Below are 15623 nucleotides of genomic sequence, written 5' to 3' on the forward strand. Positions count from 1 at the left end.
CCGCACTAAACGGAGCGGAATTCCAAATTTAGCTAGAAGAGCGAAGCGCCCGAGCGGTCCGCGAGATCGGGCTCACCCGTTACGCGATTTCGTAGATCGCGACGAAATACTTCGATCGCCCAAAACCAAACCGCGTGCCCGAAAAATTCCGAAACGTGCTCATACCACGGAAGCTGAAAAAGCGGTGGCGTAAGTCCTAAAAGCGGTAGCGTGATGCAATGCACCGCGATATTTATGACGATGCCAATGCGATGCCCTGAAATAGCGTAATTTTATAAAATTTCTCGGCAGCGAAGTGTGTTTAATTTTAAATTCTGCTATTGTTGCGGAGCATTAAATTTCGCGCGTGCCCTTAAAGTTCGCACGGTAAAAAATCAGCAGCGCGGCGGCTAACGCGGCAAAGCCGCAAAATAGCCCTTGGTAGCTTAAATATTCAAGCGCCTTGCCACCTACGGCAGTACCGATACCACCTCCGAAAAATATTGCCGTGCCTATGATCCCAGAGGATAGACCTTTGGCGGAGCCGCAACGAAGCGCTGCGCTTGCTAGGACCGACTGCGCGCAAACATAGCCAAATCCCAGCAAAAACGTCCCTACATATGCGGTGGCAACGAAGCAACTCGCCAAAAGGCACAGCGCCGAAGCGGACGCCAAAAAGCCGAGGGATAGAATTTCTTTTGGCGGCAACTTCTCTTTTAAATATCTAGCAGCATTTCCTGCCAAAAAGCAAGCGACGCCGTAAAGCATAAGGCAGGCTCCGGCAAAATTTGAGCTCAAGCCCAGCTTTTTAAGTAGATAAGCGCCTATGAATGAGTACGCCCCGAGCACAATTACGCCGTTACATAAAGCCAAAAAATAGCTTCTCAAAAGCGCAGCATCGCCGCGCAAGCTGGCTAGGGATTTTACGAAGCTCTCGCCTCCGCTTTTCGGAGCGTCTTTGAAATTTAGCGTAAATAGTGATACGAAAGATACCGCAGACAGCGCAGAAAAGGCTAAAAATATCTCCCTCCAAGAAAATCTAGCCACCGCCCATCCACCTAAAGCCGCACTAAGCCCCTGCCCTAAAAATACCGAACCCAGAAATATCGCTACGATTCTTTGTCTATACTTATCGTCATATGCATCGCCTATAACGCCGAGGCAGACAGCGATTATACCCGCTGCCGCGCATCCCGTGCAAAAGCGAAATAAAACAAGCCACGCTAAACTTTTTGCAGTGGAGCAAAGAAGCGTAAATATCGCCAAAAAGAGCATTAGCGAGATTAAAATTTTACCTCTGCCGTAGCGATCGCTAAGATGTCCGTAAACCGGCTGAAGTAAGCCATAGGGGATCAGATATGCCGTCAAAACTGCGGAGGCGGCGCTTACCTGCACCCCAAACGTATCTGCGATGCTAGGTAGTAGTAGCGATGCGATCCAGTTATCTGCGGCAGAGATTGTCCCCGAGGCGATGATTAAGGGTAGTAGTCCTTTTTTGCAGCGCATTTTAAATTCCTAAATTTACGTAATTTTAGCCATTATAACTCTTTTGCTAGAAAATTTGGAATTTTAGCGAACTCAGCAAATATGAGACGAAAGGAATGGATCGCGAATTCGCAGCGGGGACGCAATGCTGCGGCAAGTATAGCGCTATGGTCGGCATACAATGTGATGCATCTACCTTGAAGGGGCGAAGGCAGGCAGCAACGCGAGTAGTGAATGAATGACTAGTTTATATTTATAATCCACTTTTTTCGCGCATAAAGACCTATAAGAAATAACGCAAATTTAACAATGCCACGAAGCAGAGCTATAGCATAAGGCAAATAAGGAAAGCTCTAACTTGCAGCACGAACCCTACAATAAAATTCAAAAATTCTTTAAAATTCTACGCGGATTATGGTGTCTAAAAATCAACTAAAATTTTAAGCGCACTACTCCCGCAACACGCTTTTTAGCCACGCAATTCCGCCGTTTATCACAAGTCGCGACGAGCCATTTGTACGATCTTGTGCCGCTAGGTTAAATTTAATAGCAGCGGAGTTTTGAAATTTTACGAATGCGGGGATTTCAACGAGCGCTTGAAATTTTAACTTCGTTCGCGCAAGATCCGCCAAAGTCCGCGTCGAATGGGCTTTGGACTGTAAAATAATGATCTATCGCGCCGCATCCGTGCCCGATCTGTTCATCCCAGCCAAGCGCCCTGCGCACGAAGCCCTTGGCATGGACGACGGCTGCGGGCAGGCTAAGCCCCGCCGCCAGCGCGCACGCGATCGCGCTTGAGAGCGTGCAGCCCGTACCGTGGGTGTTTTTCGTAGCTACTTTGGATGCGGAAAACTCATGAAATTTGCCGTTTTCGTACAAAATATCGATCGCTAAATTTGTCAAATCCCCTCCCTCGCCGCTCGGTTTAAAACCAGCGCCTAGGGAGGCTGCGGATAAATTTTGTTCAAAAGAGGGCTCCGCGCTCGCAGTTAAATTTTTGCATTCGCTAGTAAAGTTTTCACTCGCAAAATTCGGACGCTCCGTCAAACCCGCAGAATTTTTGAGCGCCCCGTTTTCGCCCATCTCGCGCCCAAAAGCTTTAAAATTTCGCGCCGTATCCGCTCCCGCTGCGCCGCAAGTCTCACTCGCACCGGCGAGATCGCCGCCTTTGATCAAAATCGCGCCACCGAAAAACTGCGAGATTTTAACTGCCGCGGCTCGCATATCGGCTAAGCCTGAAATTTTCATCTCCGCCAAAACCTCGGCCTCGCGCACGTTAGGCGTGATGATCTCCGCGGCGGGGGCGAGCTTGTATTTTAGCGCATGCAGCGCGCTTTGCTTCATCAAAACTCCGCCGCTGGTGGCTACCATCACGGGATCTAAGACGACATTTTTCGCGCCGTGCTTGCTCAGGCTCTTTGCAATGGTTTCGGCAACCCTTTCATTGGAGATCATTCCGATTTTAACGGCGTCCGGAAAGATGTCGCTAAAAATCGCATCGAGCTGCGCCTCCACAAAATCTGGCGAAATGTCCAGCACGCCGAATACGCCACGCGAATTTTGCGCCGTAAGCGCCGTAATAGCGCTCATAGCAAACATCTTGTGCGCGCTTATCGTCTTGATATCGGCTTGAATGCCCGCGCCGCCGCCGCTATCAGAACCCGCGATAGTAAGAATTCTTTTCATAAAAAGCCTTTAAAATTTTAGCGCGATTATATCGAAATTCCGCTATAATTCCGTCCGATATATTATTTTACGGGCTAAATTTAAGTTTTATTTATATAGTTTTTATTATAATTTATAATTTATTCGTAATAACTATTACAAATGCAAAATTTTAACCCAAATAGAGGAAATTACATGAAAAAAGTCGCCAGTTTGATTTTCGCAGCGTTTTTAGTTTCGGGCTGCTCCTATTTCGAAAAAAAGGAGGAAAGCGGCGCGAAGCAAGGCGGCGAGACCCCCGCGCTGCCGGTCGGCGTATTTATCGCCAAATCTGCCGACGTGCCAATAATTTTGAAATTTAACGGACAGACCGTAAGCGAGCTTGAGATAATGCTGAAGCCGCAGGTTTCGGGCACCATCGAAAAGCAGCTTTTCGAGCCTGGTCGTAGCGTCAAAAAGGGCGACGTGCTCTACGAGATCGACCGCTCGCGCTACCAAGCGGCGTTTGACAGCGCAAACGCTAATCTGCAAAACGCCTCGGCAGACTACAAAAGAGCTAAAGCGCTAAAAGCTAGCAACACGATCTCTCAAAAGGACTTCGACACCGCAAAAGCAGCATTTATGGTAGCCGAAGCAAATTTTAAAAGCGCCAAGATCGATCTTGACCACTCGCTTGTAACCGCGCCTTTTGACGGCATGGCGGGCGATACGCAAAAGGACGTGGGCGCGTACGTAAGCGTGGGCGAGGATCTGGTTAGGCTTTCTAAATTTGATCCGATCGACGTGGAATTCGGTATCGCGGACGTCGATAGACTGGAGCTTGATGCAAATTTGAGAAACGGGCAATGGAAACAGCTGGGACGTCAGGTAAGCATAAATCTCGGCGGCAAGGACTACAATGGCACGCTAAGCTTCATCGATAGCGTCATCAATACAAACACAGCGTCAGTCAGCGCCAAAGCGCAAATTCCAAATCCAAACTTGGAAATTCGCCCAGGCGTTTTTACTAAAGTAAGCGTCGATGGCTTTTATCAGAAAAACGGCTTTAAAATTCCGCAAGTTGCGCTCAAGCAAGATCTTAGCAACACCATAGTCTACGTCGTGCAAGACGGAAAGGTCGCTAAAAAGGTGGTCAAAATTTCAGCGCAAGATACCCGTACGGCGACGATCTCAAGCGGACTGCAAGACGGCGATCAGATTATTTTGGATAATTTTAAAAAGATCAACGTGGGCTCCAAGGTCACTCCCGTACCCGCAAGCACCGATCCTTACGTAGCGGGGCAGCCTAACGAGCAACCGTCTCAGAGCAATTCGGAAAGCGGGAAATAATGTTTTCTAAATTTTTCATCAACCGCCCCGTTTTTGCCTGCGTCGTTTCGATCATCATCGTAATCGCGGGCGTTTTGGCTCTTAAAAATTCCTCGGTCGAGGAGTATCCGCAACTCACGCCGCCGCAAATCGTCGTTAGCGCTACATATAGCGGCGCGGATGCGCAAACGATCGCCGACGTCGTCGCAGCCCCTCTTGAAAACGCAATCAATGGCGTTGAAAATATGATCTATATGGAAAGCTCAGCAAGCTCCTCTGGTGACGTTCGTATCAACGTATACTTTCAAATCGGCACAAATCCAGCAGATGCAAAAGTCAATGTAAACAACCGCGTCACGCCAGCCCTTACACTACTTCCCGACGAGGTGCGCCGCTATGGCGTAACCGTCACCGAGCGTAGCAGTACGATGCTCGAAGTGCTTGCGTTTTACGATCCTAGCGAACAGATGGATGTCGTAGAGATGCAAAACTACGTAGCTATCAACGTCGTAGATGAGCTAAAGCGTGTACCGGGCGTCGGAGACGCTCAGGCCTTGGGTACGAAAGACTATGCTATGAGGATCTGGGTTAAGCCTGAGCTACTTAAGAAATTTAACGTTACGACTGCCGAGATAATCGCCGCAATAAGTGAGCAAAACAGCCAATACGCCGCGGGTAAGATGGGCGAGCAGCCGATGAATTTGGGCAATCCCTACGTCTATGCGATCAAGCCTGAGGGTCGTTTAAAAACCGTCGAGGAGTTTGAAAATATCATCATACGCGCGCAAAAAGATGGGAATTTCTTGCGCGTAAAAGATGTCGCCGATGTCAAACTTGGCGGCGCAAGCTACAATATATCGGCGAAATTTAACGGTAAAGAGATGGTGCCTGTGCTTATCTTTATGCAAAGCGGTGCCAACGCTCTAGCCGTAGTTGAAGCGGTAAATAAGCGTATAGACGAACTTAAACCAAATTTCCCAGGAGAGCTGACCTACGACGTCGCCTATGATACGACTAGCTTCGTAAAGGTCTCGATCGAAGAGGTCATTCATACTTTCATTGAAGCGTTAATTCTCGTCATCGTCGTTATGTATATGTTCTTAGGCAATCTTAGAGCAACGATCATTCCGACGCTTGCTGCGCCCGTATCGATCTGCGGCGCGTTTATCGGAATTTATGCCTTCGGATTTTCTATAAATTTAATCACCCTTTTCGCACTCATCCTTGCTATCGGTATCGTCGTGGACGACGCCATCATTGTAATAGAAAACGTGGAGAGAATTTTGCACGAGGAGCCGGATCTTAGCGTCAAAGAAGCTACCACGAAAGCGATGGGCGAGATCGTGGCGCCCGTCATCTCGATCGTGCTCGTGCTCTCAGCGGTTTTCGTGCCGGTTGCGTTTATGGAGGGCTTTACCGGGGTTATGCAAAGGCAATTTGCATTAACGCTCGTAGCCTCGGTATGTTTTTCAGGCTTCGTAGCCCTTACACTAACACCCGCACTTTGCGCTCTAATCTTGCAAAAAAAGGAATCCGAGGCGTTTTTCTTTATAAGATGGTTTAATAATCTTTTTAGCATCTCAACTAAAATTTATGCCGCAGGCGTCGGCATGGTTTTGCGCCACGTACTAATCAGCCTCGTTTTTGTGGGCATCATCATCTATGCGATGGTGAAGCTTCTTGTACTCACTCCTAGCGGCCTGGTGCCTAACGAGGACAAAGGCTCGATTATGGCGATGACTACGCTTCCGTCTGCATCTACTCTACCTAGGACGGAAGCCGATCAGGATTTCATCGCAAGCATCGCTAAAAAGTATCCAAACGTAAAAGATATAACCCAAATCACGGGATACGATATGCTAGCCGGAGCGCTTAGAGAAAATGCGGGAGCTTTTTTTATGAAGCTAAAAGACTGGAAAGATCGCCCGGGTGATGAAAATTCCAACTTCGCCTTAGCCGCCGCGCTAAACGGGCAGCTCTATGGCGCGGATCGCAACTCGATGACTTACGTCGTTACGCCGCCGCCTATTATGGGTCTTTCGCTTACGGGTGGATTTGAGCTCTACGCGCAAAGCACGACTGGCAAGAGCTACGATGAAATTCGCGCCGATATGGATCGCGTAACTGCCAAAGCCAATCAACACCCCGCTTTAAAGCTCGTGCGAACGACGCTGGATACCGATTTCCCGCAGTATAAGCTCTATATAGATAAAGAGAAGGTAAAAATGCTAGGCGTTAAGATAGCCGACATTTTCACCGTGCTAAATTCCACCATCGGGCAGTATTACATCAACGACTTTAACCTTATGGGTCGCACGTTTAAGGTCTATATCCGCGCTACACAAAACTACAGAGACGATCCTAACGATCTAAAATCGCTCTACGTCCGCAGCGCTAGTGGCGATCTGATACCGTTAAATTCTTTAGTGAGACTTGAGCGCTCGCTGGGTCCTGATTCCGTTAATAGATTTAACGCCTTCCCAGCAGCGCAGATTATGGGTGAGCCAAACACGGGTTATACCTCGGGTCAGGCGATTGCAGCGATCCAAGAGGTTATAAAAGAGGAGCTTCCTAGCGGATATTCTATCGGCTGGGCGGGCTCCGCGTATCAAGAGGTCAGCGAGACGGGCAAGGGCGCGCAGGCATTCGTATTCGGAATGATCTTCGTGTTTTTAATCCTGGCGGCTCAATACGAAAGGTGGCTCATGCCGCTTGCCGTGCTTACCGCCGTGCCGTTTTCGGTATTCGGAGCGCTCGTGTTTACATATTTCCGCGGGCTGAATAACGACATATATTTTCAGATCGGACTTTTGCTTCTAATCGGTCTGGCGGCGAAAAACGCGATTTTGATCGTGGAATTTGCGATGAACGAGCACCTAAACAACCACCGCCCTATCGCTGAAGCTGCCGTAGAGGCCGCCAAGATGAGGTTCCGCCCTATCGTGATGACGAGCCTTGCGTTCGGTCTCGGCGTGCTTCCGATGGTTATCGCTACCGGCGCGGGCGCTGCTAGCCGCCACGCATTAGGAACCGGCGTCGTAGGCGGAATGCTCGCGGCATCTACTATCGCGATCTTTTTCGTGCCGCTGTTTTTCTACCTGCTCGAAAGCTTCAACGCTTGGCTTGATAGACGCGGCAAAAAAGTCCAAACTAACGAGGTGAACGATGAAAATAAATAATGCTCTTTTAAGCGCCTTGACGCTTGGAATTTTACTTTGCGGCTGCAATTTCAAGCCCGTTACGCCGCAAAAGCAAACCGGCTTTAAGGCGGATTACGCAAGCACTAACGTTAGCACGCAGTGGTGGAAAAGCTTCAACGATCCGCAGCTAAACGCCCTGATCCAAAGCGCGCTGGAGCAAAATTCCGACCTGCAAACCGCACTGAATAACGTCGAGTATGCGCGCGTAAATTTGGGACTGAATAAGCTAGAATATTTGCCGAACGTAAATTTAAGCGGCAGCGCAGTACGCCAAAATAATTTCGGCAACCGGCCCGATCGCAACTCCCATGGCTCGTATCAGATCGGCGCCGTGCTAAGCTACGAGATCGATTTTTGGGGGCGCGTGCGCAACAGCGTAGATTCGGCGCGATCGCGATTTAATGCGACGAAATACGACTACGAAACCGCCAAAAATACGATTACTAGCACGGTTGCGACGACCTATTTTACGCTACTAGCACTAAAGCAGCAGGAGAAAATTTTAAAAGACAGCCTAAAAAGCTATCAAGATACGCAAAACTACCGCAAAAAGCAGCTCGATGCAGGCGCAGTTAGCGAGATCGTATTTTATCAGGCCAAAGCCGCGGTCCAAAGCGCCGAGGCAAGCCTCATAAGCGTGCAAAATCAGCTCTCCGCGGCTCAAACTTCGCTAAATATCCTAACGGGCAAGAGCTACGATGAAATTTTACGCGGTACGGCGCAGACCGCCGCGAAAATGCCTAGCGCGCCGCAGATCCCAAGCGGAATCCCAAGCGACGTGATCCTACATCGCCCCGACGTCGCAAGCTCGCTCGAAAATCTGCGCTCGAGCAACTTCTTAGTAGGCGTCGCCAAGGCAGGCTACTTCCCTACCTTCTCGCTTACCGGCTCGGCGGGATACACAAGCGGCGAGTTCGACAGGCTGTTTACCGCAAGCGCGAGCACGTGGAGCATCGGCGGCTCGCTCGTAGGGCCGCTACTTGACTTCGGCCGCCAAAAAAGGCGCGTAGAGCTTGCAAATTTAGAGCAAAACGCGAGCTTCATCGCATACGACAAAGCTCTTAAAACCGCTTTCGGCGACGTTCGCGACGCGCTTGTAGGCGTGCAAAACGCCAAACTAAGGCAGGCAAGCCTCGCCAATCTCGTCGCTTCGCAGAGCAAAATTTATTCAAACGCCTCAAGCAGGTATCAGGCGGGCTACAGCGACCATCTGGAGTTTTTGGATTCGCAGCGAAACCTACTTAGCGCGCAGCTAAATAAAGTGCAGGCAGATCTTGACGTGCTAAGCGCGACGGTAAACGCCTACAAGGCGCTCGGCGGCGGCTTTAGTATAGAAGATAGCGAAATAAAGGCGCTTTTAGGCGCCGAGCAGGACGTGCAGCCCAATATGTCCACCTTCCCGAAGGATAGAATTTTTAATTAGCTTTAAATTTACGGGCGGCGCAAAATTTTAAAATACCCGTAAATTCAAAGCGCAGCTCGGCTTTTACGGCGCAAGCGGATCGTTAAAAAATCTGCTTGCGCTTTTTAAATTTAGCCCTGCGGCGAGCGGCAAATTCCAATTTCAAAGATAATCTAAATTTTAAAATATCCGTAGCAAGGTGAAATCGCCGTTCGGCTAGGAAGCGCAAAACGGCCGGGCTTCGTGGCGTGGTAGAATTTCTAGGCAGCACGGCGAAATTACAAGCAGCTCGATAAAATTCCAAACGCTGCGGTAAAATTCTAAGCGCTGCGTTTTAAATTTAAAGGCAAAACGGATTGCGCGCCAAAACGGAATTTGGCAAAATTTTAGATTTTCGCTATAATCGCGACTTTTAATTTAGATGGGTGTCCGAGCGGTTGAAGGAGCACGCCTGGAACGCGTGTAAAGTGCAAGCTTTCGAGGGTTCGAATCCCTTCCCATCTGCCACTATCTTAAAATTTCATCCCCGCAAAGCTCTGAAATTTCGCTTTCCCACTCGACGTAAATTTTATAAATTTAAAGCCAAAATTCCATTGCCGCCACAAATTTAACGATCAAAGATAAAATTTCCTCCACCGAAAATCAAACCCCAAAGCCGCCTAAATTCTATCTCTGCGCCTGCTGTTTACCGATATTGCGCTAAAATTCCCTTTAAATTTTACTTTGAAGGAGATAAAATGAGTAAAGAAAAAAGTTGCGCCTGTGCGCACGCAAAATCCCAAAACGTAACCGACGCACCCGGCAACAACACCGTATTTATGATCTGGCGCTTTGGTGCAGACAAGACCGCCTGCAAAAAGGCTTTCGAGGGCCTTTGCGCTCTGGTAATAAATTTAAACAAGACCGCCGTTACGAGATTCGGCGCGGCTAGCGAAACAAGCTGCGTGCTGGGCGTGGGCTTTGAGGCGTGGAAAATGCTCGGCTTGCCGAAGCCTTTGCCGAAGGAGTTAAAGAATTTCGAAGAGATTAGAGGCGATAAACACGCTGCGCCCGCCACCGGAGGCGATATCCATATCCACATCAGAGCGGCGAATCAAGCCGTTTGCTACGATATGGCAAGCGAGATCAGAGCCGCGCTAAAGGACGTCGCGACGTGCGAGGAGGAGATCTGCGGCTTTAAATACTACGACGGGCGCGCTATCATCGGCTTTGTGGACGGCACCGAAAACCCGCAGGGCGCAGATCGCGACTTTTTCGCCAAGGTAGGCGACGAGGACGCGGCGTACAAGGGCGGTAGCTATCTTTTTACGCAAAAATATATCCACGATATGAGCGCGTGGAACGCCGCGGGCGTAGCCGAGCAGGAGCGCGTCATCGGCAGATCCAAGCAAAACGATATCGAGATGAGCGAGGAGATTAAGCCTAGCAACTCTCACTCCGCCGCAGCCAACGTAGGCGACGACAAAAAGGTCGTGCGCGGCAATATGCCGTTTATGCAGGGCGGCGAGACGGGAACCTACTTCATCGCCTACGCAAGCACCTTCAGTACGCTGGAGCTGATGCTTGAGAGTATGTTTATCGGCCGCCCGCGGGGCAACTACGACCGCCTACTGGATTTCAGCACCGCAAAGACGGGCGCGCTCTTTTTCGCTCCGACCTTCGATATGCTGCAGGCTTATAGCGCAGAGTAAATTTAGCTTTAAATTTAAAGGCGCGCGATGTTTTGCGATCTAAGCCCGTATCAAAGCAGGCGCTGTAAAGAGATCATAGAGGGCAAAGTCAAAAATAGTGAAAACGTCAGGGGTCTGATAGAGTTCATAGACGCTAAATTTAAAACTCGAGTAATCAGCGCGTTTTACGGCGCGGGCAGGGACTCGGCGTGGCTTAAGATCGTGCTTCGCTTCGATAAAGATGCCGCAAAAATTACTGATAAAAAGTGCATCGAGCACTACCTTGCCCGCACGCCGCTTTTCGAGAAACTAAACGGACTTAAGAGCTTTTATATCTCGGTCGAGTCCTTCGAGTCGCAGATCCGCACCGATCTGATCCAAGGCGCGGTAGAGGAGCTGCTGCGAAACCGAAACGAGCTTTTAGCGCCGCTTAAAATTTGGTATATCGCAGCGGTGTCCGACGCGCCCGTAGTTTTTTATTTAACGAGACAAGACGCGGCACGCCGCGAAGGGGGCGGAAAGATAGAGCGGCTGATAAGAAATTTTATAGAGAAAGCGCAGGACGCTAAATATCTGAGCCACATGGAATTTAAGCTGTTTTTTGACAGCAAGGAGTTCGTGGATCTTGAGTGCGGCGGAAATTTGTTCTATTATTTTAAATAAAATTTTGCAAAGGAGCGAAAATGGATGCGAAGCTTTACAGAAGGTAACGCAGCTCTCGCGGGGGCTTGAAGAGGGCGGCGTGCAGAGCCTAAAAGCAGCACTTGAGGGCGAAGGCGACGAGGTTAGCAAGACGCAAGCTCGCGTGATCTTAGGCGAATACTTCGTGATGAAGGGGATTTCGCGCAGGCTAAGGAATATCTAGGGCCCGTGGCGCAAGGCGCCTAGCGACTGCGGGATCAATACGATGACCTGCTGGATGATGAAATTTGCAGAGCCGATATGCTTTTAGATATGATCGAGCGCTTCGGGTTTTTGGCGGAATAAAACGGCTCGCGATATGCGGCGGCACAATAAGCGTCGCGGCGGCGATAGAATTTTAAGATCGAAGCGAAATGTCGAAATACTCATTTGAAACTATAGAGTGGATGCTGCTAAATGCGTCCTTGAGGGCGGCGAGCCCGAGCTTAGCTTTCGCCTACGCGGCGCAGAGTATATGATCATCGCCTACGCCGATCTCGCTGCTCATTTCAAAGATGCGCGGACGAGGCGGGTGCAAATGCAAGCGGCGAGCGGTATTTCGCTACGCTGCGAGAGCTCTACGGCGCGCCGCAGATAGACGGACGCTCGCTAAAAGAGCTCTGGAGCGAGGTGGATGATTTTTATTGCTTTGATTTTGAACTATAAGACCTCGAAATTTTATTCAGCGGTGCGGCAAGCGTACGCGGTACTGATAAATTTGAACTAAATAAAATTTTGAAAGGACGCAGACGGGCTCTGCTTGGGATTGCATCGCTAAGGCGTGCGGCGAGGTCGGCAAATTTAGCGCCGCAAAACGCCCGAGCCACTAGCGGTAAAATTTAAAACAGGAGCAAAAAAATTTAATGAAAAATTTTAACGATGAGCCGCAAAAGTCGCAAAAGCTGCAGCAGTCGCAGCCTAGGCAAGACGCCGAGCGCGGAAATCCGCCGCAATTTGACAATAAATCCCTCGTCGTCAAAGACTACAACATAATAGTATTCTTTATTTATAATATATTCTTCGCCCCCTTGGCGGTACCGGTGTTTCTGTATATAGGGGATATTTTCCCATACTATACGCCGTTTGTTCCTGTAGTATTCGCCGTCGTGTCTTATCTCAACAGCGCCCATACGCGCTTTGTTCATTTGACGAATAGGGGCATTAACTACGTTAACAAGGGCAAAATCACGAAATCTATAAAATTTGATGAGATATCACTCATAAAGCTCACCGCTACGCCGCTATTCGGACATATCGTGCCCGCTAGAAATTCCGCAGGCATTGTGCTTTCGTTCATCGTGATAGGCGTTGCGTTTACCGGATTTTTACAAAGCCTTAGAGGATTTATAATTTTTATTATGAGCCTGACGGCATTGATTTTGCCATTTTTCATCTCTAAGCTGATTTTTTCAAAGATCACGGAGGGGAAATTTAACTTCCGTGCGATCGATACTTTGATCATCTATGACGGAAAGGGCGGATTTATCAGTTTTATGATGAGTGCGGCGGACTTTGAAAGAGTTTGCCGCTACATGCTAAAAGAGCGGCAGATTAGCCCGTCAAAATTTCAAAAGCAGTTTGTGATATTTCAATGAAAGAGCCTATTAAACGATATCGGCGTTAAAATTTAAAAAGTCGTTTCGGCTTCTTAAATTGGTTTCAAGTTAAATTTGGGCGTAAATTTTATAATTTCGCATACGTTAAAATTTTACGGCTTGCGCACGCTAAAATTTTACAGCGCGCAGTACGAAATTTTAAGACGCGCGGCGCGAAATTTGAAATTTCGCGAAATGCCCTAAATTTCAAAAAATTTTACGAAATTTCGCGGAGCCCTGAAATTTGAAAAGCTCCGCAAATTTAGCTCACGCTACCACCGAATGCCCGCTTCCAGCCAAAACTGCCTGCCCGCCTCATAGACTAGATCGAGCGAGGTGTCGCTGCTAAGTCTTGCTTTGTTGCGCTTATTTAGGACGTTGTAAATGTCTAAATTCGTAAAAAATTCCACCTCGCCCGCCATCTTTTTAGCGTATCCGATGCGCGCATCCCAGCTGTAGCTTTTGCCGAGATTTACCTTTTCGTATTTATCGTATCTAGCAGGATACTTGCCCGCAGGCGTCCTGCCGGTGCGAGCGATCGCTTCTTGCGAGCCTTTAAATGATAGAAAGTTATTTACGCTGATGCCGTAGCTTGGGATTTTAGTGATGATGTTTAGGCTTGCAGTCCAAGGCCTAGCATAGTCCTGCGCCGGAAGCTCCGATAGCCTCATCAGCCTGCCGTCGTATTCGACGATCTTTTCATCTTCAAGCGTTTCTCTATCAAGCGATATGTCGTAAAGGGTGTTGTTCGTCTTCATCTTGATGTGCTCAAAGCCCAGCTCAAAGCCGTTTAGCGTCCCAAACGCCTCATAATCCTCGATCGTCTTAATGCCGAAGGTTAAAATTTTACTCTCGCTTCTGCCGTCATTAGTAAAGGTTTGATAGTTGCTTTGGTAGTTCGGATTCGGCGCTAGGCCAAGATCCCTTCGCGTGGATTTGATGATCTGATCCCTGCCCTTGCGGCTTACATATTTGCCGAAAAACTCAAAATTTCCAAGCTTTTGCTTTGCCCCGAATACCAGCTCATCCTCATAAGGCACCTTTAGCTCGTTAAATTTCGTTAGAGACGGGTCTTTTGGCAGTTGCGTCCAGTTTTGCGTATAAGCATTGCGCGGGCGCGTGTAGGTAGTGGCGAGACCCTCTCGACCTTCTCTTAATTTATAGGTAAAGAGATTGCGTCCGTAGTAGCGGTTTGCACCGAAGCTAAGAATCGAATCGCCGTCGCCGAAAATATCGTAGTAGCTGTTAAATCTCGGCGCCGCAGTCGTTTGCTTCATATAATCGTCCCTATTTAATCTTACGCCCGGTCGCAAGGTAAGATTACCGATTTTTATCTCATCCTCCAAATAAACCGCCAAGCTTTTCATATCCACCTTGGTATTGCCCTTGTAATAGCTTTTTCGCGTAAAAAACTGACCGCTTCTACCACGCCTCGCAAAAGAATCGTCTATCGAGCAGAGCTCGTCATTCGGATCGCAAGCATTTACACCCGCAGGTAGCGGTGCTATTCCGCCAGCGGTCATAAACTCCTTTTTTACGTTAAATTTAGCCTCTTGCTTTTTAAACTCAAAGCCCGTGATAAATCTATGCTTACTGCCGCCGAGATCAAATTCATTAAACTCCAGATCTGCGTTGTACGAAAAGCTCTTTTGAGTCTGATCGAGATCCCCAAAGCCGCCCTCTATCGCCGAAGCAGATAAAAATTTGCTGCCCCAATTCTTTACGTTTGAGTATTGCCAAGCCCTGTAATATTCATTCTCTGCATCGCGAGAACTCTCCAGCTTGCTGTAGGATAAAATTTGATTAAATCTAGCAAAATCGCCATCGTAGTCGGCTTTAAGCGCTAAATTTAAACCTCCCGATTTCATATCGGCGTATGAATCCTTGACATGGTCGTTAAACATCTTGTTTCGCTCGGGCGCGTAGGTTACGCTAGGCGTAATAGTTAGGCGGTCGCTTGCATACCAAAGCGCTTTTAGAAAGTAGTTGTCTATATTTCGCCTCTGAACTCGCTCGGTGATGGTCGTATCTGCGTTGTATCTTCTGTCGTAGGCCTTGAGCGGAATTTTACTTCTAGTATTTGTGTAGCCAAACATCAAGCCCAGTTCCTCGGTAACGGTGCCCTCTAAATTTAACCTAGTGATCCACTTATCGAATCTCGGCTGATTTAGCGGCGTAGCGGAGTTTTCAAAGCTCTGTTCATCGCCGTAGATATGGTATCTAGTCCAACTATCTTCGGTGTGCTGCATCGAAAACTTGCCGTGAAAGCCCGAACGAGGATCTCGCGTCTTAGCCTCCACTACGCCGCCGGTAAATCCGCCGTATTTGGCGGAGACGCCGCTATCGTGCACCTCCACGCTTCGTAAAAAATCGCTATCGATCGCCATACCTTGCGCATGTAGAGCTCCGAGGTGCGCATGAGTAGCTGAAGTAGGCGCACGACCTCCTCACCGCATACCGCGCTTACATCGCTCGCCGTGATCAGCCCGCTACAGAAGGGGCGATAGAGGAGGACCGAGAGTATGGAGTGAGCATTGAGGCCCAGCTCTCGGCAGATGAGACAAGCCACGTCGAGCTGTACGATGAGGTCAGGTATACTATGTAGACCCTCATCCTCTGGGGAGAAGCTACCAGCACG

12 protein-coding genes and 1 tRNA gene are annotated in these 15623 nt (G+C 48.8%); 9 read left to right on the forward strand and 4 right to left on the reverse strand.

Going from position 1 to position 15623, the window contains the following annotated elements; translation table 11 throughout:
* Positions 1-32: 32 nt before the first annotated feature.
* The 3 genes from Q0372_RS09650 to thiD form a co-directional block, all read right to left on the reverse strand.
* Complete coding sequence (locus Q0372_RS09650; protein WP_298105341.1) at positions 33-224, reverse strand: DUF1440 domain-containing protein; 192 nt, start codon at positions 222-224, stop codon at positions 33-35.
* 109 nt (positions 225-333) lie between these two features.
* Positions 334-1485 carry an MFS transporter gene (locus Q0372_RS09655; protein WP_298105345.1) on the reverse strand — a complete coding sequence of 384 codons (1152 nt, stop codon included), beginning with the start codon at positions 1483-1485 and terminating at the stop codon, positions 334-336.
* A gap of 564 nt (positions 1486-2049) precedes the next feature.
* Positions 2050-3150: a bifunctional hydroxymethylpyrimidine kinase/phosphomethylpyrimidine kinase gene (thiD, locus tag Q0372_RS09660; protein WP_298105348.1), complete on the reverse strand. Its 1101-nt coding sequence runs from the start codon at positions 3148-3150 to the stop codon at positions 2050-2052.
* Between the two features lie 174 nt (positions 3151-3324).
* Between thiD and Q0372_RS09665 the strand changes: the two genes are divergently transcribed.
* The 9 genes from Q0372_RS09665 to Q0372_RS09705 all read left to right on the forward strand — a co-directional run bounded on the left by Q0372_RS09665 (position 3325) and on the right by Q0372_RS09705 (position 12985).
* Positions 3325-4458 (forward strand): efflux RND transporter periplasmic adaptor subunit, encoded by a 1134-nt coding sequence (locus Q0372_RS09665; RefSeq protein ID WP_298105350.1) that lies wholly within the window; start codon positions 3325-3327, stop codon positions 4456-4458.
* On the forward strand, positions 4458-7616 hold the full coding sequence (locus Q0372_RS09670) for a multidrug efflux RND transporter permease subunit (protein ID WP_298105353.1): 3159 nt from the start codon (positions 4458-4460) through the stop codon (positions 7614-7616). Before Q0372_RS09665 ends, Q0372_RS09670 begins: the two co-directional genes overlap by 1 nt.
* Positions 7603-9060 (forward strand): efflux transporter outer membrane subunit, encoded by a 1458-nt coding sequence (locus Q0372_RS09675; protein ID WP_298105357.1) that lies wholly within the window; start codon positions 7603-7605, stop codon positions 9058-9060. The genes Q0372_RS09670 and Q0372_RS09675 overlap by 14 nt, the downstream gene beginning before the upstream one ends.
* A gap of 398 nt (positions 9061-9458) precedes the next feature.
* Positions 9459-9546 (forward strand) — tRNA-Ser (locus tag Q0372_RS09680).
* Positions 9547-9776: 230 nt separating this feature from the next.
* The gene (locus Q0372_RS09685) at positions 9777-10730 is read left to right on the forward strand and encodes a Dyp-type peroxidase (RefSeq protein ID WP_298105360.1); all 954 of its coding nucleotides are present in this window, start codon (positions 9777-9779) and stop codon (positions 10728-10730) included.
* 27 nt (positions 10731-10757) lie between these two features.
* On the forward strand, positions 10758-11372 hold the full coding sequence (locus Q0372_RS09690; protein WP_298105364.1) for a hypothetical protein: 615 nt from the start codon (positions 10758-10760) through the stop codon (positions 11370-11372).
* Positions 11335-11574: a hypothetical protein gene (locus Q0372_RS09695; RefSeq protein WP_298105368.1), complete on the forward strand. Its 240-nt coding sequence runs from the start codon at positions 11335-11337 to the stop codon at positions 11572-11574. Before Q0372_RS09690 ends, Q0372_RS09695 begins: the two co-directional genes overlap by 38 nt.
* A gap of 219 nt (positions 11575-11793) precedes the next feature.
* A complete protein-coding gene (locus tag Q0372_RS09700; protein ID WP_297882814.1) occupies positions 11794-11988 on the forward strand; it encodes a hypothetical protein in 195 nt (64 codons plus the stop codon).
* Positions 11989-12253: 265 nt separating this feature from the next.
* On the forward strand, positions 12254-12985 hold the full coding sequence (locus Q0372_RS09705) for a hypothetical protein (RefSeq protein WP_298105371.1): 732 nt from the start codon (positions 12254-12256) through the stop codon (positions 12983-12985).
* A 272-nt stretch (positions 12986-13257) separates the two neighbouring features.
* Here the strand turns inward: Q0372_RS09705 and Q0372_RS09710 are convergent, their stop codons facing one another.
* Positions 13258-15372 carry a TonB-dependent receptor gene (locus Q0372_RS09710; protein WP_298105374.1) on the reverse strand — a complete coding sequence of 705 codons (2115 nt, stop codon included), beginning with the start codon at positions 15370-15372 and terminating at the stop codon, positions 13258-13260.
* Positions 15373-15623 lie beyond the last annotated feature (251 nt).

The organism is uncultured Campylobacter sp. (assembly GCF_937997405.1).
In the GTDB taxonomy this organism is placed as follows: Bacteria; Campylobacterota; Campylobacteria; order Campylobacterales; family Campylobacteraceae; genus Campylobacter_B.